The 26,251-nt window shown below is 45.5% G+C and carries 25 protein-coding genes and 1 tRNA gene; 10 read left to right on the top strand and 16 right to left on the bottom strand.

The features are described 5' to 3' along the window. Positions 1-2 precede the first annotated feature (2 nt). Entirely contained in the window at positions 3-1,169 is a 1,167-nt protein-coding gene (dapE, locus tag LZT21_RS04430; RefSeq protein ID WP_233989453.1) for a succinyl-diaminopimelate desuccinylase, read from the top strand. 52 nt (positions 1,170-1,221) lie between these two features. Next, entirely contained in the window at positions 1,222-2,142 is a 921-nt protein-coding gene (gene prmB / locus LZT21_RS04425) for a 50S ribosomal protein L3 N(5)-glutamine methyltransferase (protein WP_233989446.1), read from the top strand. On the opposite strand, the gene radA is transcribed toward prmB, so the two are convergent. Genes radA through LZT21_RS04410 form a run of 3 tightly spaced genes read right to left on the bottom strand, consistent with a single transcriptional unit; the run spans position 2,134 to position 5,945 of the window. After that, entirely contained in the window at positions 2,134-3,504 is a 1,371-nt protein-coding gene (gene radA, locus LZT21_RS04420) for a DNA repair protein RadA (protein WP_233989441.1), read from the bottom strand. The two genes, prmB and radA, sit on opposite strands and share 9 nt — an antisense overlap. 6 nt (positions 3,505-3,510) lie before the next feature. After that, positions 3,511-4,005 (bottom strand): hypothetical protein, encoded by a 495-nt coding sequence (locus LZT21_RS04415; RefSeq protein ID WP_233923824.1) that lies wholly within the window; start codon positions 4,003-4,005, stop codon positions 3,511-3,513. Then, on the bottom strand, positions 4,002-5,945 hold the full coding sequence (locus LZT21_RS04410) for a potassium transporter Kup (RefSeq protein WP_233935968.1): 1,944 nt from the start codon (positions 5,943-5,945) through the stop codon (positions 4,002-4,004). The genes LZT21_RS04415 and LZT21_RS04410 overlap by 4 nt, the downstream gene beginning before the upstream one ends. A gap of 143 nt (positions 5,946-6,088) precedes the next feature. Here LZT21_RS04410 and LZT21_RS04405 point away from each other — a divergent pair. Further along, positions 6,089-6,165, top strand: a tRNA-Met gene (locus tag LZT21_RS04405). A 107-nt stretch (positions 6,166-6,272) separates the two neighbouring features. Here LZT21_RS04405 and LZT21_RS04400 read toward each other — a convergent pair. Together LZT21_RS04400 and LZT21_RS04395 are read right to left on the bottom strand one after the other, a co-directional pair. Next, positions 6,273-6,983: a tail fiber domain-containing protein gene (locus LZT21_RS04400; RefSeq protein WP_233989434.1), complete on the bottom strand. Its 711-nt coding sequence runs from the start codon at positions 6,981-6,983 to the stop codon at positions 6,273-6,275. A 60-nt stretch (positions 6,984-7,043) separates the two neighbouring features. Next, positions 7,044-7,568, bottom strand: a complete 525-nt coding sequence (locus LZT21_RS04395) for a hypothetical protein (protein WP_233989432.1) — start codon at positions 7,566-7,568, stop codon at positions 7,044-7,046. A gap of 331 nt (positions 7,569-7,899) precedes the next feature. On the opposite strand from LZT21_RS04395, the gene LZT21_RS04390 reads away from it, so the two are divergent. Beyond that, positions 7,900-8,322, top strand: a complete 423-nt coding sequence (locus tag LZT21_RS04390; RefSeq protein ID WP_233989430.1) for a thioredoxin domain-containing protein — start codon at positions 7,900-7,902, stop codon at positions 8,320-8,322. Next, positions 8,306-8,743, top strand: coding sequence for a thioredoxin domain-containing protein (locus tag LZT21_RS04385; RefSeq protein ID WP_233989428.1), 438 nt, complete (start codon positions 8,306-8,308; stop codon positions 8,741-8,743). The genes LZT21_RS04390 and LZT21_RS04385 overlap by 17 nt, the downstream gene beginning before the upstream one ends. 51 nt (positions 8,744-8,794) lie before the next feature. Here the strand turns inward: LZT21_RS04385 and LZT21_RS04380 are convergent, their stop codons facing one another. From LZT21_RS04380 to LZT21_RS04370, 3 genes are all read right to left on the bottom strand, one after another. After that, entirely contained in the window at positions 8,795-9,181 is a 387-nt protein-coding gene (locus tag LZT21_RS04380; RefSeq protein ID WP_233989421.1) for a hypothetical protein, read from the bottom strand. 63 nt (positions 9,182-9,244) lie between these two features. Then, positions 9,245-9,937, bottom strand: a complete 693-nt coding sequence (locus LZT21_RS04375; RefSeq protein ID WP_233989418.1) for a hypothetical protein — start codon at positions 9,935-9,937, stop codon at positions 9,245-9,247. Positions 9,938-10,003: 66 nt separating this feature from the next. Next, positions 10,004-10,990: a tripartite tricarboxylate transporter substrate binding protein gene (locus tag LZT21_RS04370; protein ID WP_233989416.1), complete on the bottom strand. Its 987-nt coding sequence runs from the start codon at positions 10,988-10,990 to the stop codon at positions 10,004-10,006. Between the two features lie 122 nt (positions 10,991-11,112). Here LZT21_RS04370 and LZT21_RS04365 point away from each other — a divergent pair, with 122 nt between their 5' ends. After that, positions 11,113-11,805 (top strand): fumarylacetoacetate hydrolase family protein, encoded by a 693-nt coding sequence (locus tag LZT21_RS04365; RefSeq protein ID WP_233989414.1) that lies wholly within the window; start codon positions 11,113-11,115, stop codon positions 11,803-11,805. Here the strand turns inward: LZT21_RS04365 and LZT21_RS04360 are convergent. The 4 genes from LZT21_RS04360 to LZT21_RS04345 are packed head-to-tail and all read right to left on the bottom strand — an operon-like array spanning position 11,802 to position 17,044. Continuing rightward, on the bottom strand, positions 11,802-14,282 hold the full coding sequence (locus LZT21_RS04360; protein ID WP_233989412.1) for a DNA internalization-related competence protein ComEC/Rec2: 2,481 nt from the start codon (positions 14,280-14,282) through the stop codon (positions 11,802-11,804). The genes LZT21_RS04365 and LZT21_RS04360 overlap by 4 nt on opposite strands. Further along, the gene (locus LZT21_RS04355; protein ID WP_233989410.1) at positions 14,283-15,116 is read right to left on the bottom strand and encodes a TatD family hydrolase; all 834 of its coding nucleotides are present in this window, start codon (positions 15,114-15,116) and stop codon (positions 14,283-14,285) included. Further along, positions 15,103-15,789 carry a lipoprotein-releasing ABC transporter ATP-binding protein LolD gene (lolD, locus tag LZT21_RS04350; RefSeq protein ID WP_233989408.1) on the bottom strand — a complete coding sequence of 229 codons (687 nt, stop codon included), beginning with the start codon at positions 15,787-15,789 and terminating at the stop codon, positions 15,103-15,105. The genes LZT21_RS04355 and lolD overlap by 14 nt, the downstream gene beginning before the upstream one ends. Further along, positions 15,782-17,044 carry a lipoprotein-releasing ABC transporter permease subunit gene (locus tag LZT21_RS04345; RefSeq protein WP_233923805.1) on the bottom strand — a complete coding sequence of 421 codons (1,263 nt, stop codon included), beginning with the start codon at positions 17,042-17,044 and terminating at the stop codon, positions 15,782-15,784. Before LZT21_RS04345 ends, lolD begins: the two co-directional genes overlap by 8 nt. 47 nt (positions 17,045-17,091) lie before the next feature. Between LZT21_RS04345 and LZT21_RS04340 the strand changes: the two genes are divergently transcribed. The 4 genes from LZT21_RS04340 to lysS all read left to right on the top strand — a co-directional run bounded on the left by LZT21_RS04340 (position 17,092) and on the right by lysS (position 22,620). Next, positions 17,092-18,144 carry a hypothetical protein gene (locus LZT21_RS04340; RefSeq protein WP_233989395.1) on the top strand — a complete coding sequence of 351 codons (1,053 nt, stop codon included), beginning with the start codon at positions 17,092-17,094 and terminating at the stop codon, positions 18,142-18,144. Continuing rightward, complete coding sequence (gene recJ, locus LZT21_RS04335) at positions 18,144-19,883, top strand: single-stranded-DNA-specific exonuclease RecJ (RefSeq protein ID WP_233989393.1); 1,740 nt, start codon at positions 18,144-18,146, stop codon at positions 19,881-19,883. Before LZT21_RS04340 ends, recJ begins: the two co-directional genes overlap by 1 nt. Positions 19,884-19,937: 54 nt before the next feature. Continuing rightward, a protein-coding gene (gene prfB, locus LZT21_RS04330) for a peptide chain release factor 2 (RefSeq protein ID WP_233923802.1) occupies positions 19,938-21,042 on the top strand; the annotation gives its coding sequence in 2 pieces (ribosomal slippage) (positions 19,938-20,018 and positions 20,020-21,042; 1,104 coding nt in all). A gap of 18 nt (positions 21,043-21,060) precedes the next feature. Beyond that, positions 21,061-22,620 carry a lysine--tRNA ligase gene (lysS, locus tag LZT21_RS04325; RefSeq protein ID WP_233989384.1) on the top strand — a complete coding sequence of 520 codons (1,560 nt, stop codon included), beginning with the start codon at positions 21,061-21,063 and terminating at the stop codon, positions 22,618-22,620. Between the two features lie 13 nt (positions 22,621-22,633). On the opposite strand, the gene cysK is transcribed toward lysS, so the two are convergent. The 4 genes from cysK to LZT21_RS04305 all read right to left on the bottom strand — a co-directional run bounded on the left by cysK (position 22,634) and on the right by LZT21_RS04305 (position 26,246). Next, positions 22,634-23,611, bottom strand: coding sequence for a cysteine synthase A (gene cysK / locus LZT21_RS04320; protein ID WP_233923800.1), 978 nt, complete (start codon positions 23,609-23,611; stop codon positions 22,634-22,636). A 127-nt stretch (positions 23,612-23,738) separates the two neighbouring features. After that, complete coding sequence (locus LZT21_RS04315; protein ID WP_233923799.1) at positions 23,739-24,215, bottom strand: disulfide bond formation protein B; 477 nt, start codon at positions 24,213-24,215, stop codon at positions 23,739-23,741. Between the two features lie 78 nt (positions 24,216-24,293). Then, positions 24,294-25,196, bottom strand: coding sequence for an NAD(P)-dependent oxidoreductase (locus LZT21_RS04310; protein ID WP_233989382.1), 903 nt, complete (start codon positions 25,194-25,196; stop codon positions 24,294-24,296). Positions 25,197-25,268: 72 nt separating this feature from the next. Further along, the gene (locus tag LZT21_RS04305; protein ID WP_233989380.1) at positions 25,269-26,246 is read right to left on the bottom strand and encodes a tripartite tricarboxylate transporter substrate binding protein; all 978 of its coding nucleotides are present in this window, start codon (positions 26,244-26,246) and stop codon (positions 25,269-25,271) included. Between the last annotated feature and the right edge of the window lie 5 nt (positions 26,247-26,251).

Genomic DNA, 26,251 nt, shown 5'->3' with positions numbered 1-26,251 from the left:
GCATGCCTTTAGCCACCCATTCGGCTACCGCCGATTTAACTGCAGAGCTCATCGCTTGCCACTCGATTACGCCAGCCGATGGTGGTTGCCAGCAGGTCATCGCTGGACGTTTAAAAGCGCTCGGTTTTGAGATTGAAACGGTGATCAGTGGTCCGGCAGATTTTTCTGTAACGAATTTATGGGCCATTAAATTAGGCAAGCTAGGCAAAGCTGGAAAAGTCTTTGTCTTTGCGGGCCATACCGACGTCGTGCCCACGGGTCCATTAGACAAATGGGATAGCAACCCCTTTACCCCAAGTGAGCGTGATGGCTACCTCTTTGGACGTGGTGCAGCAGATATGAAAACCTCATTAGCGGCTTTTGTCGTGGCCACTGAAGAATACGTACGAAGTAACCCCAATCATGCGGACACCATTGCTTTTCTCCTCACTAGTGACGAAGAAGGCCCTGCACACGATGGCACGGTAGTGATGTGTGAACGCCTCAAAAAACGCGGTCAAGCCTTAGATTACTGTGTCATTGGCGAGCCCACCTCAGTCAATCGCTTAGGGGACATGATTAAGAATGGTCGGCGCGGGTCTTTATCTGGGAAGCTCAATGTCAAAGGCATTCAAGCCCATATTGCTTACCCTCACCTCGGTGCCAACCCCATTCATTTAGCGGCTGGGGCGATTGCCACCTTAGCCAGCACCGAATGGGATCAGGGTAACGGCTATTTCCAGCCAACCACATTTCAAATCTCTAATATTCATGCTGGCACTGGTGCAAATAACATTATTCCCGGGGAAATGACCGTCGAATTTAATTTTCGCTTTTCATCTGCCAGTACCCCAGAAGCGTTACGCGCAAAGGTTAGTGCAATTTTGGATGAAGCTAAACTTGACTATGCAATCGATTGGAAGCTAGGTGCTAGCCCTTTTCTGACGCCAAAAGGGGCGTTAGCGCTTGCACTCCAAGAGGCGATTCAAACTGAAACTCAGGTAGTTACTGAGCTTTCTACCACCGGTGGCACTAGCGATGGTCGCTTCATCTCGCAAATCTGTAAAGAGGTAGTCGAATTTGGTCCAATAAATTCTACTAGCCATAAGCTCAATGAGTGTGTTTCAATAAACGATATTGAACCTCTCAAAAATATCTATCGACGCGTTTTAGAAAATCTGCTGGCTTAATCGTTATCCCTCTAAGCTGGCACTAGAATCCCTTCCGCAAAATATTCCCTTCATGGACCCTGAGCCTCTAGCGCCACAGCAGCCTTCTGCTGCTAACCCGATTTCAATTGAAGCATGCTGCCAACAGCTAGCTACGCAGCTGGCTATGGCTAACTTGCATTTTGGTCATGGTGCTATCGATGCCCAAAGCGAAGCACTCTGGATTGTCAGTAAAGAGTTGGGTTTAAGTCCCAGTGCAGCACTTGAGCAAATGCATACTGAATTAACTAGCGCACAACAAGCGCATGCCTTAGCCATTGCTACTGAACGCATTCGTAGCCGTAAGCCACTTGCATACTTACTGGAAGAGGCGTGGTTAATGGGGGTGCCATTTGATTGCAATGAGCAAAGCATTGTGCCCCGCTCGTTTATTGCCGAACTGATTACATCAGGCGATCTCGAGCCTTGGCTGCCAGCTGATGGTAAGGTACTCGACCTTTGTACTGGCAATGGCTCGCTAGCTATTTTGGCTGCCCTAGCTTGCCCCGATATTCGCGTTACAGCCTGTGATATTAGTATGCCCGCCCTAGCTTTAGCCGCGCGGAATTTAAAGCGCCATGGGTTTAGCGAACAAATAGAGCTTTTGCATGGTGATTTATTTGACGCTTTACCCGATCCGAATGAAGAAGAACGTTTTAATTTAATTATCTGTAACCCACCGTATGTCAACGACGCATCAATGCAAGCCTTACCAGCAGAGTATCAAGCTGAGCCAGCAATTGCTTTAGCGGGTGGCAGCGATGGGATGAATTTGATCCGGCGCATTATTGATGCTGCGCCAGACTATCTAAATGAGCGCGGCGCACTCTTAATTGAAATTGGCAATGAGGCCGAGCACTTTCATTTGGCTTTTCCCCAGATACCCGTTATTTGGATGGAGGTATCAGCTGGCAATCAGCAAGTGATCCTCATTCAGGCTGAAGACTTACGCTAACTCTAAATCATTAGCCGCAGCAATCGCCTCATCAATGCGCTCAACGCTAATAATGCGTAGACCAGCAATTTTAGTTTTGGGCATATTCGCTTTAGGAATAATGGCAACAGTAAAGCCCAATTTAGCAGCCTCCTTCAAACGCTCTTGACCCCGTGGACACGGCCGGATTTCGCCAGCCAAACCGACTTCACCAAAAACAATTAATTCACGCGGTAAAGCGCGGTTACGAATCGAGGATTGAATCGCTAGCAACACCGCTAAGTCAGCCGCGGGCTCAGAAATCTTGACTCCACCAACTGCGTTCAAAAAAACATCTTGGTCAAAGCAAGCAATCCCAGCGTGGCGATGCAAGACCGCCAAGAGCATGGCTAAACGGTGCTGCTCTAAACCTACTGCCAAGCGACGCGGGTTGGGAATATGCGCGGTATCAACTAAGGCTTGAATCTCCACTAATAAGGGGCGACTACCTTCTTGCGTTACTAATACACAAGCACCTGGCACCATTTCAGCATGCTGCGAAAGAAATATGGCTGAAGGGTTTGATACCCCCCGTAAACCCTTTTCCGTCATAGCAAAAACACCAAGTTCATTCACTGCACCAAAACGGTTTTTAATCGCGCGTACTAAACGAAAACTCGAGTGGGTATCACCCTCAAAATACAAAACGGTATCGACAATGTGCTCAAGCACCCGTGGGCCAGCTAAATGACCGTCCTTAGTCACATGACCGACCAATAAAACACAAATGCCCGTGGACTTTGCAAAACGGGTTAACTGGGCTGCGCACTCGCGCACCTGCGCAACTGATCCTGGTGCAAAGCTAAAGGCTTCGGAATAAATCGTTTGAATCGAATCAACCACGACTACTTGCGGGCGCACCGTATCCATGATCATTAACAATTTTTCTAACTGAATTTCGGCCAATACTTCAAGCTGAGGGGCTTTTAAATCAATCCGTTTAGCACGCAGTGCAATTTGAGCAGCCGATTCTTCGCCACTGCTATATAACGCTGAAACTCCAGCCGCGCTCATTTGCGCTAAGGCCTGCAGTAGTAAAGTTGATTTACCAATACCAGGGTCTCCGCCAAGTAACACCACTCCGCCAGGCACTAAACCGCCACCCAGAACCCGATCAAACTCTTCAATGCCAGTAGGAAGGCGCGGCAAATCTTCCGCTTGAATGGTGGCTAATTTTTGCCGTGGAATCGCTTGTGCTAAACCCTGAAAGCGAGGTGCACTGGGTGTTTCAGCAATGCTTTCCTCCAGCGTATTCCATGCTTGACAAGTTGGGCATTGGCCCTGCCATTTAGCAGAAGTGCCGCCACAAGCTTGGCACACGTATATTGTTTTTACTTTTGCCATAGGAAATTAATCGAGTTGAGTACCCGCTTTATTTTCTTGCGCACGCCGTGGCGCATCTTTACGGCGTTTTTCTAAATCAGCGGCACGTTCAGCTTCGTCTTTTTGTTTTTGTTCAAACGCTTTTTTATTATCAGCACGTTGCACTGCTTTTGCGGGATCCGCGCGCTCAGCAGCCCGCTTGGCATCATTGGCATCTTTAATTTTGTCGCGCACAATCCGCTGGCTTTCATGTAAAGCCACTTCTTGCGCACGAATGGGATCAATTTCTTCGCGATAATCAGCGCGCGTGCCTTTTAAGCAATAGGTTACGAAGAAATCTTTGTAACATGCTGCAGAGGCTTTTTTCCAACGGTAATCAATCCACTGACGCTGTAATAGTAATTGCGCTTCAATTTTATTCAGCTCTGCTAACTCATCTTCCTCAGGAGTATTAGCCCATACTGAATTAGCGCAACACAAAATGGCAAATACCATAGTAAGCGCAGCAAATACGGCTTTCAAATCTCAACCTTTGCGCCTAATTCAACTAAGCGATTTGCCGGAATTTTGAAAAAGTCAGATTGACGGCTCGCGTTTTGATACATCCAGGCAAATATGGCTTCACGCCAAAGAGCCATGCCTTTCATATCAGTAGGCACAATGGTGTCACGCGATAAGAAAAATGAGGTACTCATCAAGTCGAATTTCAAGTTCGCTTTAGTCTCAATCAAATGCATGATTTGACTCATATCAGGGGTTTCATTAAAGCCATACACCGCCCGCACAATAAAAATATTCGGCTCAATTTCACTTAGAGTAATACGGTCTTCATTTCGCACTCGGGGTATATCCCAAATACTCACTTTCAAGAAGAAAACCCGTTCATGCAAGACATGATTGTGCTTTAAGTTATGCAAGAAAGACACCGGCAAGTAATCAACATGCGCAGTAAGAAAAACCGCGGTGCCCTCTACGCGATGGGGAGGATGCTTTAATAAGGAGCTCATGAAAGAATCGAGCTTAATGCCATTATTTACTGCCCTCTCACGCATCATTTGTCGGCCCTGATACCAGGTTAAGAGCAGCATGAAACAAATGGCACCAAGCAGTAAGGGGAACCAGCCCCCCTCTAATACTTTTAACAAGTTAGCGGTAAAGAAGGCGGCGTCGACAAATAAAAAAGCGGAAATCACAAGGGTAACTAAATAGGCATTCCAGCGCCATAAAACCCGCATCACAATTGCAGCTAAAACCGTATCAATAATCATGGTTGTTGTAACTGCAATGCCATAAGCAGCGGCTAAATTTTCAGACTTTTTAAATGCCAACACAATCACAATCACAAAGATAAATAAAATCCAATTGACTAAAGGAATATAAATTTGTCCGATCGACTTATCCGACGTATGTTGAATCTTCATGCGTGGCAAGAAACCCAACAAAATAGCTTGGCTAGTAATGGAAAATGCCCCAGAAATAACAGCTTGCGAAGCAATGACTGTCGCTAGCGTTGCCAAAATAATTAAGGGAAATACAAATACATCGGGTACCATGGAATAGAAGGGATTTTTTGCTGTCTCAGGGTTGAGTAGCAGCATGGCTCCCTGACCAAAGTAATTTAATAATAAACAGGGCATCACTAAAAAGAACCAACCCACCCGAATCGACTTAATACCAAAGTGCCCCATATCGGCATACAAAGCCTCAGCACCTGTTAGCACCAGAAATACTGCACCGAGCACAATAAAGCCCTGCAACGCATGGTTGAGCATGAAATCAATTGCGTATAGGGGATTAAAGGCGAGCAAGATAATGGGATTACTAATAATTTGGTAAATACCCATCACACCCAAAACCACAAACCAAGTAACCATGATGGGGCCAAATAATTTACCCACTAATGCCGAGCCTTTTTTCTGAATTAAAAATAATCCAGTCAAAATTGCTAAAGTCACAGGAATAACGTAAGTAGTTAAGTTTGGCGAAAGAACTTCAAGCCCCTCAACAGCAGATAAAACCGAAATTGCTGGCGTAATAATGGCGTCACCATAAAACATGCAAGTGCCAAACACGCCCATCATCATTAAGGTCATCGCACGGCGAGAGCCAACTGGTGCCGAGCGTAATGCCAAAGCCATTAAAGCTAAAGTGCCGCCCTCGCCCTGATTATTAGCACGCATAATGAAGAGCACATACTTTAATGAAACGACGATGGTAAATGCCCAAAACACCATCGAGATCACGCCATAGACTGCTTCTGCTGAAAATGGAATGCCGTGGGCAACACTAAAACATTCTTTTAAAGCATACAGTGGGCTAGTACCAATATCGCCAAAGACCACACCAATAGCTGCAACGACTAGACCAGGTAAGGCACCGCGATGTTCGTGATGGGCACCATGAGAAATTTCGATAGGACGTAGTAACGTCGATTCTGAATATTCGGGATTGCTAACCGACATTACTTAACCTCAAATTGATATTGCAAGGCAATATATTACTCCTTTGAGCCCTTATTTTTCCCGATTAATTGACACAATATACCCTTAAAAGCCTGTAAGGCTCGACAAAATAGGCTTAAAAATGCTAGAATCAAAGGCTCAGACGCGGGGTGGAGCAGTCTGGCAGCTCGTCGGGCTCATAACCCGAAGGTCGTAGGTTCAAATCCTGCCCCCGCAACCAGTTTTTATAAGGCTTTAAAGGCGATTATGTCTTTAAGGCCTTTTTGGTTTTTAGGGTGATGCCCTGGCTTGGTATTGGCTGCTAGGCTACTTAATTTATTAATCAAGCTATTTTAATAGCGCAACGGTACTAACCTGTTGGTATTGCTCTAATGTCACCATCTCCAGTCCAAGCTTGCTGTAGATCACTGAATAGTAACCACTCGGGTTAGTAATCACAGCATCTTGCCACTTGGGATTTTCTAATAGGTCTTGGGCCATTACACCGACATAGACTTGATCAGACCATAGGTATTTAAATGAATAGAGCTTAATACCCTGCTCTGTTTGACCAAGTAAAACGATGTCGCGCTTAAGGCGGATATCGGAGGAGTAGCAGGTGTAGGGGTAGTAGAAGTTACACCCCCCACCAGTAGTAGGGTTGCTAGGACTATCCCACATTACACAATCAGAATTTTGCGTGCAAGAATTGCCCAGGGCGTCGCCATTTAAGCCCCCTGATATGCTTGATTGGCCATTACTACCTCCAAAACAAGCTGCATTATCTAGACTAATTGTTCCGTCCAAACCACAAGAATTGCAAGTGCCAGTAGAAGGATTCCAGCATCCCCCCATCGTGTTATCGTTCATTCCGCAATTGGTGTAATTGGCAATTCCAAAAGTGTAGCCATTGGGACACATACAAGAATAATTCGACCCTGTTGTTGGTGTGCAATTGTTGCTACCTCCAGACCAAGTCTGCGCCCCCAAACTTCCAGCAGTTACGCAAGCTGCGATGGTAAATAAAGTAGAGATGAGGAGTTTTGTAATCTTATTCATAGTAGATTTGATCTTTAGATTGAGGCAAGATACATGAGCCGGGCTGAGGATAAGAATTAGTTATTTTCCGCTAGTAGTAGTTAGTACATAGGCACACTTTAATTTGCTTTGCAGTGTTTTATCGTTGCTCCTAACACTAGACCAATGTCCACTTGGATGATTTGCTCCCAGATCAGTACAAGCATCTTTGGAAGTAGACGCAGCAATAGCGCCATTACAGTTTGTTGAAGAAGAGGGCTTGCCAGTGGCAACATTTTTTTGGGTGGCACAGCCTGATAAGGCTTTAGAGTAAACAAAAGTGCCATCAGATTTAGTGCCGCTACATCCGCCAAGGATATTGCAGGCATCTTCAGTGGTAGTAGCTTGTACTGCAATTAAACAGGCATCCGTTGGACCACCAACCGCCTTCATACAACCAGCAAGGCTAGTTGGTGTAGCAGTACTAGGAGTGCTGGAACTAGGTGTGCTACTTGTTGTAGTAGTAGAGGAATCATTTCCGCCACCACAGGCGGCTAAGGAACATATAAATAATGTCAACAGAATAAGACGCAAAGATTTGATGCGGCTATTGGTAAATGATTTCATAGTAGTCTAGGTCTAAATTCCAAATTTAGGGGTTTGTAAATACGCAATATTTGCTTGGCATTATGCCTAACTCCAATCACTATTTCAAGCTAATACCCTGCTGTTTTGCACCACGTTGGGGAAAATTTTTTAGCCTCCATTCATACAGTCGATTGCACAACGCGCGCGTTCATTTTTTACTATTAAAAAGGTTCCACACCCTGCGTGGATTTGCTATTCAAATATCCACATATGGCGTGGGAGCGTTCATTTTTAGATGGGCCGCTACCTGCTTAGCTTAAATTTGTGGTGTACCTATATTAAGGTTGCGTTTTCTTTTTGCGAGGCCATCATGTTTTCTTTCGTCAAAATCGGGTTCTTTAGCGCCTGTTTTGCTTTACTTACTTCGACCTCTTTTGCACAGGCCCCTGCAAGTACAAGCCCTGCTAATACATCCCCTACTAATGCTGCTACCGATAAACTCATTAACCAATTAGAAAGTACTGGCGCACTAGACCCGGCAGTACAAAGAAGCCTTGATCGTCTCAAGAAAAAAGAAGAATTAGCCAAGCAAGCTGAAGCACAAAAGCAGCGCCAAGCGCAAATTGAAAAAGCCAAAAATGCCCGCAAAGTCGATCCTAAGACTGAACCTATCTATGGACAAGCTAGCGCGCCAATTACGATTATTGAATATTCAGACTTTGAGTGCCCTTATTGCCAACGCTTTCACGAGACCTCTAAAAAAAGTGGTCGATGCCATGCCTGGTCAAGTTAATCTAGTATGGCGTCATTACCCATTACCTTTTCATGAGCCTCTCGCCTCTAAAGAAGCCGGTGCGTCTATCTGTGCATACCAACAAGGCGGCAGTGCTGGATTTTGGAAATACGCCGAGGCCATTTTTAAATTAACTAAAGGCAATAACCAAGGTATCCCAGCAGAAAAAGGGGTTCATCCACTCCTAAAGTTAGCAACTGAGCAAGGCTTAAATGTCGATCAATTTAAATCATGCATAGCTAATGATGCTGAGCTGAAAAAACAAATCGCCGCCGATATTAAAGATGGTCAGGCTGCTGGTATTTCCGGTACACCTGGTGTGATCATCATTAATAAGGACAATGGCAAAGTCAATATCGTTGCTGGCGCACTACCCGTCGAAGCTGTAATCGATGCTGTAAAACAGGTGATGGATAAGTAAGGATTAATAAATACCAACCCTCGGGTTGGTATTTATTTACTCCCGCTTTAATTACTGTCTAGTAATTTCGTGACAATCAGCTACTGGCCCAGCTGACTTATCAGCGGGATCCGTCGTGGTTGAAGCGAAAAAGATGGATATTTGATTTTGACCGAGCATCTTAAAGGTGTAGGTCCCGTCCTTATCAGCCATCGTGCCACTGACTAGATCACCACTAAATGAGCCAACGATTGGCACGGTATGGTTGGCAATCGTAAAGACTCCAGCAAAGGCGCGGTTTGATTGCTTATCAAATTGATAGGTCACTGTTGAACTCAGAAAACGAACTTCGCCTGACTTACCGCCGGGGTAGTGACTACCTCCCCCAATCACAGCGTCATTCGTTTGACCAACCCAAATACCAATGACATTAGGAGCCTGTTTACCTGTTTCTGACATCTGACAATACCTTTTCCATTTCAAAATGATGAAGTGAGTCTTTAGCGCGCCTATGACGTGGCTTTATTTTGCCTTGATAGCGATCTTAATAAACTGATCGATAAAGCCGCCCATAAACTGGTTACCAGCATGGAACATATTACCAATTAAGCGGGGATCAATGGCTTCAATATCCTCAAGATCAACTGCTGAGTAATAACGCAAGAATTTATCTTCATTGGCTAATTGAAACTGACCAACAAAACAGTTCAAGTTGCTTTGCAAAATTAAATCTTTTGCTTTACTTAAATTCTTTGCAGGAATCTCATGATCAAGATAATAAATCGACATCGTAATTAAGCCGCTTTCTTCAAAGGTATTAAAGAAGCACTGATACTCAATTTTAGAATTACTCGATTCAACGGTTAATTCCCACTGCGCGCCATTACCATCGGGATCGATTTCAATCGAATCTTGAAAGCCTAAGCTTTTAGCCCAACGCATTAAAGCGTAAGTAATGGGTTGCAACTGCGATAGAGTTTCTAGTGGCTGATCAAAAGTTTCAATTTGTACTTTTTTCACTGCTGTAGCCTTGCTCGATTTGGCATTCGATTTAGCAGCTGGCTTTTTTGCTGCTGCTTTTTTTGCTACTGGCTTAGCTGCGGCCTTAGCAGTTGGCTTTTTTACTGCTGGCTTTTTAGTGGCAACGCGCTTAACACCTTTTTTAACTGCTTTTTTAGAGGCCATTTTTTTACTTGGGGATTTCTTGGTGGCCATGGTCTTACTTTCTACTGTTGGTGGATAAAATGAATCACGCTATTTTGCACTATTTTTGGTCTTTACTTAGTCTAATTTAAGGCCGATATTTTTAACAACTTTGCTATACCGCTCTACTTCAGCACGTATCATGCTGCCAAATTGATCGGGCGAATTACTGATGGGTTCTGCACCATTCTTCTCCATCAGCACTTTAAAATCAGGCGTAGCCACAATACTGACCAACTCTTTGTTTAATCGCTCAATAATTGGCTTAGGGGTGCCAGCCGGAGCTAAAACTCCCAACCAAAGTGCCGCCTCAAAGCCGGGGTACCCGCTTTCAGCAACCGTAGGTACATTTGGTAAGGCAACTGAGCGCTTAGCACTACCTACTGCCAAAGGCCTGACTTTATCTGCTTTAGCATTTTGTAATAAAGCAGGCATTGAACCAAACAATACCTGAACTTCATTCGACAGAATTGCTAAATCGGCTTGGGCATTTCCTTTATAAGGAACATGCACCACTTTAATGCCCGCCACATCATTTAACATTTCCATCGCTAAATGGGTGGTTGAGCCATTGCCGGCTGAAGCATAATTGAGTTTGCCAGGTTGGCTTTTGGCTAAAGCTACTAACTCTGCCAAATTATTTGCGGGCACTTTGGGATTCACTACTAATAAATAGGGTGTTACCGCTACCAAAGAAATGGGCATAAAACCCTTAACAGGGTCATACGGTAACTTCGAATAAGCCCCTGCAGCTACTGCATGAGTGCTGGTAGTGCCGATCGTTAGTGTATACCCGTCAGGCGCTGCTTTGGCAGCCAACTCTGCACCAATCGTGCCGCCTGCTCCAGCCCGATTTTCAACAACTATCGTCTGGCCAAGGCGCTCTCCTAGCTTCTGCGCTACGATTCGCCCAACAATATCAGTAGAGCCCCCAGGTGGAAAACCAATAATGAGCCGAATTGGCTTATTGGGATAATCAGCTTGCGCCTGTGCCGATAACGGCACAAAAATGGTGCCAACAATAAAAATCCAGCTAACTAAAAAGCGTGAAAAAGGATTCGCCAAGACTCTCTCCAATTAATTTATTTTTTATAATATTTGAATTTGATTCTAGCATTGAATTTTGGCCCTTTATCTGATGCTATAGTAGCTAGCAATTTACCTCTTTACCCCCCGAAAGGATTGTCATGAGTACCGAATTTGTCATTGCCGCCCCAAAAATCAATTCCATTGCAGTTGAAGGTGATACCCGCCGCTTTCCTGTGAACCGGATCTATTGTGTAGGGCGTAACTACGCCGATCACGCACGTGAAATGGGCCATGATCCTGATCGTGAACCGCCCTTCTTTTTTATGAAGCCAGCCACCTCAATTGTGACTGACGGCAAAGACATGAAATACCCTTCTTTAACGCAAGATCTGCATCACGAAATTGAAATGGTCGTAGCTATTGGTATTGGTGGCTCTAATATTGCACCTGCTGATGCACTTAAGCATGTGTGGGGTTATGGCGTGGGTCTTGATATGACGCGCCGCGATTTACAAGGTGAGGCAAAAAAAATGGGCCGCCCTTGGGATACCGGTAAAGCCTTTGATGAATCAGCGCCCTGCTCAAATCTCGTTCCAGTAAGTCAATGCGGTCATCCTGCTAAAGGATTGATTAATCTCAAAGTCAATGGCGTGATTAAACAAGAAGGTGACTTAGCCATGATGATTTGGAATGTGCCTGACACAATTGCCTATCTATCAACCTTATTTGCACTTGAACCAGGTGATTTAATTTTTTCTGGCACGCCTGCCGGTGTAGCTGCAGTAAAAAAAGGGGATGTGCTTGAAGGATATGTCGCTGGCTTACCCCTATTAAAGACTCTGATTGCTTAGGTTGGCGCTTGATCATGCCAAAGCCGGCGTACTTTATTACGCATAAAATATGTCTCTAATTGATTGCGGCGTGCGACCCAAGTTTGCATCCCAGTTAAAGGTGTATTTGTTAGAGGAATATCTAATGCTTGGTATCTAGCGCTAACTAAAGGATGTGGATGGCCGTAGCGATTGCGATAACCGTTTTGAGCAAATGCAGCATCGGGACTTAATAGTCTTAGTAAGTCAAGTGAGGAAGAAGTTTTACTGCCATGATGAGGCGCCATAAAAATAAGCTCATGATTAGCAAGCGCAGCTATATTGAAGCCAGCAAATTCGGGTTGTTTTAAACGCGTAACAATTGCCGCTTCGCCCTGCTTCTCAACATCACCAGTGAGCCAAAGCGAGGCCTGCGCATTGCGCACTTCTAAAACACAGCTCATTTCGTTTGGTTTGCCCGTATATTGGCTAGCAGCGAAACTACTTAGCTCACTAGGGTGCCAAATGCGAAACTCGACCTCATCCCACTGCCAATATTGTCCATATCGACAAGGTAAGCTAACAACCTGAGCTGCTTGAATTTGTTTAAATACCGAGTTATGCGCCGGCAGTGAGCCCATAAATGAATTGAACTGGATGCTCTTCAGTAAAGTACCTACCCCGCCCACGTGATCGCTATCGCTGTGACTAATTACCAAACGATCAATCTCAGTGATACCTGCACCACGAAAGTAGGGTAATAAGATTTGTGCCCCTGCATCATTGCGTTTTCCTTGAATGGGTCCCGCATCGTAGAGTAAACGCCGCGTGGCAGTCTCAATTAAAACAGCGGTACCTTGGCCAATATCAAAAACGCTTGCCCTAAACTCGCCCGGCATTAAACCTACGGAATTTCGCCAAAATAAAGTGGTGCACAGTATTAGCCCGAGACAACGCGAACGCCAACGCACCTGAAGTGTTCCAGGGCGAATTGCTAGCGCAATGCCAAGCACCGACAAAACACCTGCCCAAATTGTGGGTTGATGCGACCAAGCAACCGCCCATGATAATGATGCTAGCCAAGTTAATACGTAGCCTATCCACTCCATACAGCTATGCGCCAAAATTAAACAAGGTTTACCGAGCCACTCGGGTAAAAAAGCGCCACTTAAAGCAAGTGGCGTCACTACGTAACTAATTAAAGGAATTGCTAAAGCATTTGCCAGTGGCGAAACTACGGATGTTTGATAAAACCAATACAAGGTAAATGGCAGTAAGGCAATGGTCACAACTGCTTGTACCCGACAAGCCTCACGCAAAGCAATGAGTGCCCGGGTACGCCAAGCCGACTCTAATTCTTTGCCAGTTGGAATACCCAGTAAGCCTGCTGAGTCACCCATTGAATACAAAATAGCAGCAACCGCGCCAAATGAGAGCCAAAAACCTGGGGTGTATGGCGCCATTGGATCTATCAAGAAAACCAATGCCAAGGCCCACCACCAAATATCAAATGCACGTGGAATTCTGCCAGACCATACTGCGGCTGCCACTACTCCAACCATATACATCGTCCTTTGGGCAGGAATTTGAAAACCGGCTAACCAAGCATAAGCAAAAGCACTAAGCAAACCTGCTAGGGCAGTAACCTGAGGTATTGGGCACCATAAAGGCAAAGCACCTCTTCGCCATAACTGCCCTGCAAGAGCTGCCCCTAAACCAGCAATCATGGTGACGTGTAAGCCTGAAATGCTGATTAAGTGACCAATACCAGTGGCATTAAATACTTTCCAGTCAGCTTGAGGAATGGCATTTTGATCACCTAACACTAGGGCAATCAATACCCCACGATAAGGGGCATTGGCGTTTATTAAGCGTTGAATTTTATCCCGCAAGTGCCACCGCTGCCGCTCAATCATCGTAAAAAAAGACCAAGGTAGTGTGGCAGTCTTTTCGATTAACAACTCACCCGATCGTACTGAACCACTGGCACGATATCCGTACTGAAATAACCACCGTTCAAAATCAAAGCCGTGCAAATTCAAACTGCCATGCGGACGTTTTAATTTAATCTGTAATTGCCATACTTGGCCTGGCTTTATTACTGGAATAGCTTGTTGACTTCGCCAAGGTGATTGCCAACTTAAATACACTTTACGGGGCAGTGATAATGCGTTCAATTCAGCCTTGAGATAACGCTCAATCACAAAAGAAAAGCGTGCACCCTTTTCATCCCCTTGCGGTAGGGCATCTACATAGCCCTCCACCCACAAGTCAATCCCTTCATATTGCGTCGGTAGTTCAGTACTTAAACGCTGCTGTACAAACCAAGTCGAGCAAGCACATCCTAATAAAAATAATAAGACAATACCCACCACCCGCCGATTAGTAGTGAATTTCCAGGCAATAGCTAGTATGAAGATAAGTACAGCCAAACCGAGCTCGAAGAAGCGTGGTAAGTTTGAAAAAAATAATACGGCAGATCCCCCGGCGATCCACGCCGCTATACCATAACGCAACATCTAAACTACTTTAGGAAAATGGGGTGAGCTCAGTAAAGGCGCCCAGCGCGGCAATGCTTCAGCAGCGTTTTGCCAAACGGCTTGAGCAAACACGGCTGGCTCTAAGTTACGCAGTTCCGCTAGTTCCTTGGCAATACGCGGTAAAAAAGCCGGTTCGTTATCATGAATCCCCTCATCCCTTAACCATGCTGGTGGTATATCGGGGGCATCGGTTTCAATCACTATCGCACTAATGGGTAAATCACTCACCAAGCGCCGAATTTGTAAGGCCCGTGGATAAGTCGCTGCACCACCAAAGCCTAACTTAAAGCCTAGATCTAAAAACTGTTCAGCTTGCTGAAAGCTGCCATTAAAGGCATGGGCTATGCCGCCCGTAATTTTTCTTTGCCGCAAGGCTTTCAAAATCGCGTCTTGCGAGCGGCGTACATGCATGATTACGGGCAGATTCAATTGCTGCGCTAAATCAAGTTGCGCCTCAAAGAAAAAAGCTTGGCGCTTGGGGTCAAGTCCTTCCACAAAATAATCAAGACCAATTTCACCAATGCCTACAAAACGGGGGTCATCCAGTGCTTTTTCTACAGCAGTTGCTAGCACTGTAAGATCGGTATCTTGCGCACGCCCTATATATAAAGGGTGGATTCCTAAGGTATAGACGAGTCCAGGAATAACTTCTGCGTATTGATGCGCTAACTCGCGCGCTATCGCAAAATCAGCTACCTCCACTGCAGGAACAAGAATGGCGCTTACTGAATTTTTTGCTGCCGCCTCAACTACTAAAGGTAGGCGTGCCGAAAATTCAGGTGCGTCTAAATGACAATGACTATCGAGCCACATAGGGCTGCAAAATTCCGTGATCTAAACGCAAAATACGATCGCACCGTTTCGCGCGCAATGGATCATGGGTAACAATCACAAAAGCGGTATTTTTTTCACGCGCGACATCAAGCATCAGATCAAACACAGCGTCAGCAGTTTCAGTATCTAAATTACCAGTTGGTTCGTCAGCTAAAACGCAAGCGGGGTTACCAACTAAAGCACGCGCAACTGCAACGCGTTGGCGCTCACCGCCTGATAATTCACCTGGGGTATGACGCTCGCGGGCTTTTAAACCGACTGCGTGTAAAAGTTCACGGGCTCGTTCTAGCGACTCCTCTTGAGAGAGACCACGTATACGTAGTGGTAAGGCAACATTTTCAAGGGCAGTAAATTCATCTAATAGATGATGAAATTGATAAATAAATCCTAAACTTTGATTACGCAAGCGATCGATTTTTTCAACTGAAAGCTGTTTTATATTCTCGCCCACTAACATCACTTCGCCAGCACTTGGGTTGTCTAAGCCACCCAATAAATGCAACAAGGTACTTTTACCCGAACCAGAAGAACCCACAATTGCCACTTTCTCAGCGGCATTCACCGCTAAATCAACATTCTTCAACACCTCAACTGCAGTTGGTCCCTTGCCATAGGTTTTAGCTAGGCCATGTGCAGTAATGATCTTATTCATAGCGCAAAGCCTCGGCGGGTTGCACTTTAGCAGCGCGTCTACTGGGGTAAAGGGTCGCCAAAATCGATAAGCCAAATGACATTAAGCCGACGGTTAAGACATCACTTAAGCGCACATCAGAAGGAAGTTCGCTAATAAAATACACATCACGCGGTAAGAAACGCACCCGAAAGATGGCTTCAATGGTTGGGACGATGACATCAATATTGAGAGCAATTAATAAGCCTAAGCCCACTCCTGCCAAAGAACCCATTAAACCAATCGCTAAACCTTGAATTAGAAAAATGCGCTGAATTAAACCAGGACTAGCGCCCATGGTGCGCAAAATTGCAATATCAGCTTGCTTTTGATTCACTGTCATCACTAATGTAGAAACTAAATTAAAGGTTGCTACGGCAATTATCAAAGTGAGAATAATGAACATCATTTTCTTTTCGGTTTGTACTGCGGCAAACCAATTGCGATTCGAGCGAGACCAGTCGGTGACCCATAAAGCCTGAGGTAATAGTGCCGAGAGTTGCTGTGCAATTTCCGGCGCCCGTTGCATGTCATCGACCTTCACGCGCAGGCCCGATGGGTTATTTAAACGCAGTAAAGCTGCGGCATCTTGCCAATGCAAGATCGCTAAGGAACTATCGTATTCATAATGGCCACTATCAACAATACCAACCACTTGCAAGGAACGCATGCGCGGCATGACTCCAGCAGGGGTTAAATCGCCCTCGGGCACAATTAAATTCACTCGGTCACCCATACGAGCACCGAGCATATTAGCCAGCTCAGCACCAAGCACCACACCAAAAGATCCTGCTTGTAAGTTATCAATACTGCCGGCAACAAATTGCTTCGGTATATCGCTTACTTGACCTTCTTCAGAGGGTAATACGCCGCGTAAGGCTACGCCGCGCATCGTGCCGCCCCGACTGAGTAAACCTTGGGACGTCACCATCGGCGCTACTCCAACCACATGGGCTTGGGTCGCGACTTTCTTTGCCAAGGACTGCCAGTCGCCCATGCTATCCGCAGTGGTAATTTCAATATGGGATAAGACCGAAAGCATGCGATCACGCACATCTTTTTGAAAACCATTCATCACTGATAAAACCACGATAAGTGAAGCAACCCCTAAAGCAATGCCCGCGGTTGAAATGGCGGAAATAAACGATAAAAATCCATCTTGCTTACCCACGGCCTTGCGGCGCTTCGACCGGGTATAGCGTAAGCCAATTTCTAACTCAATTGGAAGTGTCTTCATACCATCAGTTTAGTGAATTCAGCACAACACTATGCAGGAATTACTAAATGCCCCATAAAATCAAGGGAATGACTCGTTCCTTGGAAACCCCCTTGCGCCGCTTTACCCTGATGCTAGCAGGCGAAGATGCCCTTGCTGACACAGCCATAGAGCCGCCTGTGGGCTTACCACACGAACGTTTTTTGCTGGCTTACGCTCATCCTAAGCAAGCTTTGCCACTAGCCCCCATTCTGATGCTGGGTCTTGGTCTACCCCAAGAGCAAGTAAAAAATCGGGTCTTTGCTTGCCTACAAGCCATTCATTTGCATGCGACCCGCGATCATTTGATCCTTACGAACCCAGCCCTCTTAGCGCTTAGCCCAGCTGATGGATCAGCTTTATTTACTGCCGCCAAACCCTTGTTAGCTGAAGATTTTGGCACTACGCCAATTAACCCTCACCATGCGTATTGGTTCGTAGAACTTGGCTTAGCAGTGACCGAGTTTGCTACCCTCAATACCCATAGTACGGATCAGGCCCATGGCCGCAATATCGACTGGTGGTCACCACGCGATACTTCCTTAGAAGGGGTAGCTAAGCGCTGGCGCAAACTCCAAAATGAAATCCAAATGCTCTGGCATATTGATTCCACAAACGACGCGCGTGAAGAACAAGGCTTGCCTCGGGTCAATTCTATTTGGCTTAGTGGCATTGGCGCCTTAGCTGATGTTCACGTACCACCGGCAATTCAAGAGGCAACTGCCCTTATTGGCGATCATCTTTTATTAACGGGTCTTGCACGCTATTTAAATAAACCTAGTATGGCCGATAAGCCCTCGTCGACAATCGATTTTGCTCAACCTAATAACCCGTTTATCGGTGCATTTGCGTGGCTAAATAAACCCGCTGAAATTTGGCCCCAACTTAGTACGGCATTACTTGCCGGACAATTAGATGAATTGATCGTAATTGATTTCCCGAGCGCCGAACCACGGCAACGCACCATTACGCGCGCTGATTTACTTCCTACCAAAGGTTTCGGCAGCCTATTACGCTCACTCTTATTTTGGCAGACGTATACTCCGCCGTCTTGGCAAGACCTGCTTGAATCAAACTCTTAATGCGCTTTATCCCTCGAGCCTTTTCCGAACGAACTGCCACTTGGTTAGCGCAAAGTGGTTTACATCCGCTACTCGCAAAACTCTATGCAGCGCGCGGTATTGAAAATCCCAATCTACTGTCGCTCGATTTAAAAGAACTGATTGCGCCTAAAGAGCTAAAAAATTGTCTCAGTACTGCTTCAATATTGGCCGATATCCTGTTACAAAAACGCCCTATTCTAGTTGTTGCCGATTACGATTGCGATGGCGCTACGGCTTGTGCTGTTGCTCTACGCGGTTTGAAAATGTTAAGTCCTGCATCACCAGTAAGTTTTTTAGTGCCTAATCGCTTTACGATGGGTTATGGGCTAACGCCAGAAGTGGTTGAGCTCGCTGCCCAACAAATTCCGCGTCCCGAGTTTTTAATTACAGTCGATAACGGTATCGCTAGTGAAGCTGGGGTCAACCGTGCGCGTGAGCTAGGAATGGAAGTCATCATTACCGATCACCATTTGCCAGCTGCACAAGTGCCTAAAGCATTGGCAATTGTGAATCCAAATCAAACTGGCTGCCCTTTCCCCAGTAAGGCTCTTGCCGGGGTAGGTGTGATGTTTTATCTTTTAATTGCCCTGCGTGCAGAGCTACGTGCACGTGATCACTTTACCCAAGCTAACCAACCTAAAATTGAGAACCTCCTCGATTTGGTTGCCCTAGGCACAGTAGCGGATGTCGCTCAACTCGATCGCAATAACCGCATCTTAGTAGCCAATGGTTTACGCCGGATGCAAAATGGCAATTGCCAACTGGGTATTACTGCTCTTTTTAATGCCGCGGCGCGCGATCCCATGAAAGCCAGTGCTTTTGATTTAGGCTTTGCACTTGGTCCCAGACTGAATGCTGCTGGCCGCTTAGCCGATATGACGCTAGGAATTCGCCTCCTACTCACTGATGATTCCGTAGAAGCGCAAACGATTGCCAATGAACTAGACCGCATTAACCGCGAGCGCCGCGTGATCGAAAGCGGCATGCAAGAAACCGCTCTCGCCCATTTGGCTGAGCAAGAATTACAACACGACTTTGCTGCACGTTCGAGTATTTGTTTATGGAATTCTGCTTGGCATCAGGGTGTCGTGGGTATTGTTGCTTCACGCCTTAAAGAACGTTTTAATCGGCCGGCAATTGTATTTGCGCCTGCTGAAAACGACGAATTACGCGGCTCAGGAAGATCGCTAAGCGGTTTTCATTTGCGCGATGCCCTCGATTTAGTTTCCAAGCGAGAGCCTGGCTTAATTCTAAAATTTGGTGGCCATGCCATGGCTGCTGGCCTTACGATTAAAAGTACGGATTTTGCGCTCTTTGACCAAACGTTTCAAACAGTCGCCGGTGAATTGCTCTCTGCTGATTTATTAGAAAAGCGCTGTATGCATGATGGCGCGCTTTTAAGTGCTGAATTAACTCCCGAAATCGGTGATTTATTAGCCAGTGAAATTTGGGGACAAGGCTTTCCTCAACCCATTTTCTACGGCGAGTTTGAGGTATTACAACAAAGCCTCATGAAAGAAAAGCATCTGCGCTTACAGTTACGTACTATTGAGAGTGGATCAGGTATGCAAACAAGCAAACCCGTTACAGGAGTTTGGTTTAATCAAACCCAAACCCTACCCGCAAAGGTTAGGCTAGCTTATCGACTAGTAACGGATCGGTATCAGGGACAAGCCCGAGTACAGCTCATGATCGAGGCCTGCGACCTTAATGCCTAACAACCCCCCTAAGAATGCCTAAGCTACTTTTGCCGCAGCCCTTATAATCATCCCATGGAAGCCGAACAACTTAATCTAATTAGCAATACCCTTAACGATTTGCTAGCTCGCGAGCAAGCGCTTCGGGGGTATCTTTGACTTCGACGTCAAATCACGTCGCCTAACTGAAGTTAATCAAATTCTTGAAGATCCCAAAATTTGGGACGATCAAAAGCAAGCTCAAGCACTGGGCAAAGAAAAGAAAATGCTCGAAGGGGTAGTTCTTACCTTAACCCAACTGAATCACAATATTATTGGCGCGCAAGAATTATTTGAATTAGCCCGCGATGAAAATGAAGATGAAACCTTAATTGCGCTGGAGCAGGATATTAAAGCGTACGGCACCATCATTGCTGACCTTGAATTTCGCCGGATGTTTCATAATGAAATGGATCCGTGTAGCTGCTTTATTGATATTCAAGCTGGTGCAGGTGGCACTGAAGCCTGCGACTGGGCTAGCATGCTCTACCGCCAATACTTAAAATATTGCGAACGTAAAGGCTATAAAACCGAAATTTTAGAAGAATCCGATGGCGATGTGGCTGGCATTAAAAGCGCCACTATTAAAGTCGATGGCGAATATGCGTATGGGCACTTACGTTCTGAAACAGGGGTGCATCGTTTAGTGCGCAAATCGCCTTTTGATTCCTCAAATGGTCGCCATACCTCTTTCGCTAGTATTTATGTTTATCCAGAAATTGATGACTCGATTGAAATTGATATTAACCCCGCAGATATTCGTACCGACACCTATCGGGCTTCGGGAGCGGGTGGGCAACATATTAATAAAACCGATTCGGCGGTCCGCCTAACGCACATGCCAACAGGAATCGTGGTGCAATGCCAAAATGACCGCAGCCAACACCGCAACCGGGCTGAGGCCATGAGCATGCTCAAATCCAGGCTGTACGAACATGAAATGCAAAAACGTCGGGTCGAGCAAGATAAACTAGAGGCTACCAAAACCGATGTGGGCTGGGGTCATCAAATACGCTCTTATGTACTAGACCAAAGCCGCATTAAAGACCTACGTACTAATGTTGAAATTTCCAATACACAAAAGGTATTAGATGGCGATCTCGATGCCTTTATTGAAGCCAGCCTCAAGCAAGGTGTTTAACTAAATTACTGTGCTCTTATGAACGATAAAGACCTCAAAATTAACTCGGCCCCAGCCTCCCCTGAAGCGCTAGATGAAAATCACATCATTGCCGAGCGTCGAGAAAAACTCAGTAAGCTACGCGAATCTGGCGTTGCCTTTCCCAATGATTTTGTACCAAGCCACTTATCTGCTGACTTGCATCAACATTATGATGCCATCAGCAAAGAAGATTTAGCTTCCCAAGCAATTTCTGTCAAAGTCGCTGGCCGTATGGTGTTAAAGCGCGTCATGGGTAAAGCCAGTTTTGCCACCATTCAAGATCGTAGCGGGCAGATTCAGTTTTATATTACCGATGATCACCTTGGGGCGGATAAACACAACGCCTTTAAACACTGGGATTTAGGCGACTTTATCGCTGCTGAAGGCATTCTCTTTAAAACCAATAAAGGCGAGCTTTCAGTCGAGTGTAAAAATTTGCGGCTCCTCACTAAATCTCTGCGCCCCCTACCCGATAAATTTCATGGGCTCGCAGATCAAGAACTGAAATACCGTCAACGTTATGTCGACTTAATTGTGACCCCTGAAAGTCGAAATACTTTTTTAGCGCGCAGCAAAGTTATTGCTTCAATTCGCCAGCAGATGATTGATGCGAGTTTTATGGAAGTAGAAACTCCCATGTTGCACTCCATTCCTGGTGGCGCCACGGCAAAACCATTTATAACGCATCACAATGCGCTTGATATGCAAATGTTTTTACGTATTGCGCCTGAACTCTACTTAAAGCGCTTAGTGGTGGGTGGCTTTGAACGGGTTTTCGAAATTAATCGTAATTTTCGTAATGAAGGAGTAAGCCCGCGTCATAACCCTGAATTTACGATGATGGAATTCTACGCTGCGTATACCGACTATCTGTGGCTCATGGATTTCACTGAAAACCTGATTCGAGTTGCTGCGATCCACGCACAGGGTACTGCAGTGCTTAGCCACCAAGGCCGTGAACTCGATTTAAGTAAGCCATTTCAACGCCTCAGTATTACTGCGGCAATCTTAAAATACGCCCCCTTAGCGAATAAAAATTATGTTGCTAATCAGCTAGAAGACGCTGATTTTATTCGTGCTGAATTGAAAAAAGGCGGTATCGATCCAAACGGTCCTGCCTTAAAAAATGCTGGTCTAGGTGGCTTGCAATTAGCCTTATTTGAGCTCGTAGCAGAAGAGCATCTCTGGGAGCCCACCTACATCATCGACTACCCAATTGAGGTGAGCCCACTCGCCAGAGAATCGGATTCACGCCCAGGCATTACCGAACGCTTTGAGTTATTTATTACGGGCCGTGAAATTGCTAATGGCTTCTCAGAGCTAAATGATGCTGAAGATCAAGCTGAGCGTTTTCGTAAACAAGTTGCAGAAAAAGAAGCTGGCAATGAAGAGGCCATGTACTTTGACCACGACTTCATTCGCGCCCTTGAATATGGCATGCCCCCCACCGGTGGATGCGGTATTGGGATCGATCGTCTAGTGATGCTACTGACTGATTCTCCGAATATTCGTGACGTGATCCTCTTTCCCCACTTACGAAGAGAAGAAGAAAATTAACCGCTCCTAAAGCTTAAGCAGCAGCCAAGCCTTTTTCATCGAATACGCCCTCAAATAAAGCTGAGCTTAAATAACGCTCGGCTGTATCGGGCAATACCACCACAATCGTTTTGCCCGCATACTCTGGCAGCTTTGCTAAACGCACAGCTGCAGCCGCCGCCGCTCCACAAGAAATGCCAACTAGAATTCCTTCTTCTTTAGCTATGCGGCGCGCCATGGCAATAGCTTCTTCATTAGTTACTTGCTCTACACGATCGACCAGCGATAAATCTAAATTTTCAGGAATAAAGCCCGCGCCAATTCCTTGAATTTTATGGGGGCCTGGCTTTATTTCCTCGCCATTCAGTTTCTGGGTAATGACTGGGCTAGCAGTTGGCTCTACCGCTACGGTCTCGATTGCTTTGCCTTGGGTTTTTTTAATGTAGCGGCTGACCCCAGTTAAGGTACCGCCTGTGCCAACACCAGAGACAAAAACATCAATCTTACCATTGGTATCAGCCCAAATTTCTGGGCCAGTTGTAGCCTCATGAATAGCAGGATTGGATGGATTACTAAATTGCTGCAATAAAACATATTTATTGGGGTCAGACGCCACAATTTCGCTGGCCTTTGCTATAGCGCCATTCATCCCTTTAGCGCCTTCAGTTAATACCAATTTGGCGCCTAGGGCAGTTAATAGTTTTCTCCGCTCAAGACTCATCGTCTCGGGCATCGTTAAGGTGAGTGGAATGCCTCGTGCAGCCGCAACAAACGCTAATGCAATACCAGTATTACCGCTAGTAGGCTCAACTAATTCTTTGCCAGGTCCTAAGATGCCACGCTTCTCAGCGTCATTAATCATCGCTACCCCAATGCGGCACTTCACTGAATAGGCAGGATTACGCCCCTCAATCTTTGCAAGTACAGTCGCTTTGGCGCCATCAGTAACCCGATTTAAGCGTACCAAGGGGGTGCCACCAATGGTTTCTGAGTTATCCGCAAAATAGGTCATTGAAATTCCTTAACATTCTTAAAATAAGAGGAATCATGATTGTATTCACATTCAGGCCTTAAAACTACCTTAGGCTAAGATGAAGTTGCTATTAGCTAAGTACTAAAAGTTAGAAGTAAGTTGTAGTTTATTTCTTTTTGAACAGGGTGATTAAGAGCACGCTGGTTAAAATGACAAACCAAATTAAAGACCAAACCGGTACTGCTAACCCAAAGATCAAGGGCAATTGCGCTGTGCAAAATCCATCGGCCTTAAAAAGCCAAGGCAAGCCATTGACGATCTGAAATTGATTAATCCAGGTTTCTAGCGGATCAATCCCGCAGGACACCTCAGGGTGATACAAAATCCATACGTGCCGACTTGCAACACCTAGACCAAAAATACTTGAGAGCAAAGCGAGGGCCTGAAACCAACGCGCAAAATAGGCAAAGCTAGCGGCCATAAAGCACATAATTGCAATCCCCAAAAAGCCAACTCGCTGCAAAATACATAAGGGGCACGGTGCATAGAAAACGCCTTGATAGCCCACTTGCTGCAAAAAGATTGCCACAATGATCAGCAAAAAAGAGACGATGGAAATATAAAGGTACTGATTAGGCTTCATAAACTAATTTTAAAGCAAACTACATTACGAGGGATTGCCCCATTCCTCAAAATGGTGCTAATCAGTTGAAATACCCCATTATTTCGATGTAGTTGGAGTGTTGCATATATCCTCTAACAGCAGCAGCATCGCCGTACAGTCTTGCTGTGCTCTACCCCACGGTTTTGCTAAGGAAAATAGCTCGCGAGAAACACCGCCCAAAAAGAGCGGCACCCCTGCAGACTTGGCAAGCTCAATTGCCAAACTAATGTCTTTCAAACCAAGTGCTAATGGGAAGTCTGGCGTAATATCACCTGCTAAAACTTTTTTCGGAAAATTCACATTAATTTGGCCCCTACCAGCAACCGTATTTTGCAAAACCTTAACTGTCGTGTCGCGATCGAGGCCAAGCTTGCTAGCAAACATGAGTGTTTCAGCAGTTAGCACCATGCTCACCATACTCATATAGTTATTAATCAGCTTTAATTTAATCGCGTTACCAACTGGGCCGATATGCATAATATCTTTGCCAAAATTTTCTAATAAAGGTCTAACCTCATTCAAGATTGCTTCATCTGCTCCAACCAAAACCAATAAGTCACCTTGAGCAGCGTCTGTCGGAGTACGCCCCATTGGCGCGTCAATGGCTCTTAATCCCAGCGCCTCAAGCCGTTCGACTGTTTTCATAAAACGGGTCGCATTACCAGTGCTCATTTCGATTAAGAGCGCATTTTTAGGCATACTTGCCGCAGCTCCATTCGCACCGAATAGCGCCTCATCAATAAAATCAGAGTCGGGTAGCATCGTAAATACATAACTCACATTCTGCGCAGCATCCGCCGGAGAATTGGCCATTCGGCAATTTTTATAGGCCTTAAATTCAGCCATTGCCTGAGGATTAATGTCGTAAACTGCTAATTCATGGCCAGCCTTAGCAAGTCGCAAAGCCATTGGGCGCCCCATCACTCCCAGACCAATAAAGGCAATTTTTTTAATTTCCATTACAGCCTCAAAGAAAATTACACATCATAAAGTTCATAACCACTCATGGTGTCTCATGAATGTGTTGCTTTATTAGTCTGGCTTAGCCCCAGAATCCTTAATTAATTTGCTGTATTTTTGCGCCTCAGCATTCACAAATACTGCAAACTCTTTGGGCAATAGTGGTGCAGGAACTGCGCCTTGCGCTGATAAGAGATCATAAAAATTTTTCTCTGCGGCAATTACATAAATATCTGCAGCAATCTTATCGACAATCTGACTATTTGTTCCCTTAGGAGCAAAAATGCCCTGCCAATTTTCAATATTAAAACCTGGAAAGCCTGATTCTGAAACAGTAGGCACTTGTGGTAACAATGGTGATCGCTTAAGGGTCGTGACCGCTAATGGTCGCAATTTTCCAGCAATGATATGCGGTAATGCTGGTGGAATACCGGCAAAAAATAAGTCGACCTGACCACCTAACAAATCGGTAATTGCTGGAGCTCCACCTTTATAGGGAATATGCGTCATCGATATGCCGGCCATTAATTGAAAAAGTTCACCCGCTAGATGTTGTGGTCCGCCACTTCCAGAAGAGGCGTAATTGACTTTACTGCCTTGGGTTTTAATCATTTGAAGTAATTCAGGCATATTTTTTACTGCTGACTTGCTATTCACCACTAAAACTAAAGGTGATGAGGCAACGCGAGCTACCGGAATAAAATCTCGACTGGGATCAAACGGCATCTGGGCATATAAATACGGGTTGATGGTGATTTCAGCAGGCGAAGCTAGGAGCAAGGTATAGCCATCAGCTGGAGCTTTAGCGACTAAGTCTGCGCCAATATTCCCGCCTGCTCCAGGCTTGTTTTCTACAATCACTTGTTGCTTCCATAGTTGACTAAGCCTTACCGCTAGGGCTCTACCAACAACATCGGTTGCGCCGCCAGGCGGAAACGGGACAATAATCTTAACGGGTTTATCTGGATAAGAGGTCTGAGCAAGAGCAGCAGTTCCATAGCTAGCAACTAAAATCAAAAGTGGCAATAAAAATTTGAATTTAATCCGCATATTAT

Source organism: Polynucleobacter sp. IMCC 30228 (assembly GCF_021395205.1).
Taxonomy (GTDB): domain Bacteria; phylum Pseudomonadota; class Gammaproteobacteria; order Burkholderiales; family Burkholderiaceae; genus Polynucleobacter.
This window is presented reverse-complemented; position numbering and strand designations above follow the sequence as displayed.

What these genes read in the sequence shown, in the direction of transcription:
- dapE (WP_233989453.1), top strand. Translation starts at nt 3, where the DNA reads ATGCCTTTAGCCACCCATTCGGCTACCGCCGATTTAACTGCAGAGCTC.
- prmB (WP_233989446.1), top strand. Translation starts at nt 1,222, where the DNA reads ATGGACCCTGAGCCTCTAGCGCCACAGCAGCCTTCTGCTGCTAACCCG.
- radA (WP_233989441.1), bottom strand. Translation starts at nt 3,504, where the DNA reads ATGGCAAAAGTAAAAACAATATACGTGTGCCAAGCTTGTGGCGGCACT.
- LZT21_RS04410 (WP_233935968.1), bottom strand. Translation starts at nt 5,945, where the DNA reads ATGTCGGTTAGCAATCCCGAATATTCAGAATCGACGTTACTACGTCCT.
- LZT21_RS04400 (WP_233989434.1), bottom strand. Translation starts at nt 6,983, where the DNA reads ATGAATAAGATTACAAAACTCCTCATCTCTACTTTATTTACCATCGCA.
- LZT21_RS04395 (WP_233989432.1), bottom strand. Translation starts at nt 7,568, where the DNA reads ATGAAATCATTTACCAATAGCCGCATCAAATCTTTGCGTCTTATTCTG.
- LZT21_RS04390 (WP_233989430.1), top strand. Translation starts at nt 7,900, where the DNA reads ATGTTTTCTTTCGTCAAAATCGGGTTCTTTAGCGCCTGTTTTGCTTTA.
- LZT21_RS04385 (WP_233989428.1), top strand. Translation starts at nt 8,306, where the DNA reads ATGCCTGGTCAAGTTAATCTAGTATGGCGTCATTACCCATTACCTTTT.
- LZT21_RS04380 (WP_233989421.1), bottom strand. Translation starts at nt 9,181, where the DNA reads ATGTCAGAAACAGGTAAACAGGCTCCTAATGTCATTGGTATTTGGGTT.
- LZT21_RS04375 (WP_233989418.1), bottom strand. Translation starts at nt 9,937, where the DNA reads ATGGCCACCAAGAAATCCCCAAGTAAAAAAATGGCCTCTAAAAAAGCA.
- LZT21_RS04365 (WP_233989414.1), top strand. Translation starts at nt 11,113, where the DNA reads ATGAGTACCGAATTTGTCATTGCCGCCCCAAAAATCAATTCCATTGCA.
- LZT21_RS04360 (WP_233989412.1), bottom strand. Translation starts at nt 14,282, where the DNA reads ATGTTGCGTTATGGTATAGCGGCGTGGATCGCCGGGGGATCTGCCGTA.
- LZT21_RS04355 (WP_233989410.1), bottom strand. Translation starts at nt 15,116, where the DNA reads ATGTGGCTCGATAGTCATTGTCATTTAGACGCACCTGAATTTTCGGCA.
- lolD (WP_233989408.1), bottom strand. Translation starts at nt 15,789, where the DNA reads ATGAATAAGATCATTACTGCACATGGCCTAGCTAAAACCTATGGCAAG.
- LZT21_RS04345 (WP_233923805.1), bottom strand. Translation starts at nt 17,044, where the DNA reads ATGAAGACACTTCCAATTGAGTTAGAAATTGGCTTACGCTATACCCGG.
- LZT21_RS04340 (WP_233989395.1), top strand. Translation starts at nt 17,092, where the DNA reads ATGCCCCATAAAATCAAGGGAATGACTCGTTCCTTGGAAACCCCCTTG.
- recJ (WP_233989393.1), top strand. Translation starts at nt 18,144, where the DNA reads ATGCGCTTTATCCCTCGAGCCTTTTCCGAACGAACTGCCACTTGGTTA.
- lysS (WP_233989384.1), top strand. Translation starts at nt 21,061, where the DNA reads ATGAACGATAAAGACCTCAAAATTAACTCGGCCCCAGCCTCCCCTGAA.
- cysK (WP_233923800.1), bottom strand. Translation starts at nt 23,611, where the DNA reads ATGACCTATTTTGCGGATAACTCAGAAACCATTGGTGGCACCCCCTTG.
- LZT21_RS04315 (WP_233923799.1), bottom strand. Translation starts at nt 24,215, where the DNA reads ATGAAGCCTAATCAGTACCTTTATATTTCCATCGTCTCTTTTTTGCTG.
- LZT21_RS04310 (WP_233989382.1), bottom strand. Translation starts at nt 25,196, where the DNA reads ATGGAAATTAAAAAAATTGCCTTTATTGGTCTGGGAGTGATGGGGCGC.
- LZT21_RS04305 (WP_233989380.1), bottom strand. Translation starts at nt 26,246, where the DNA reads ATGCGGATTAAATTCAAATTTTTATTGCCACTTTTGATTTTAGTTGCT.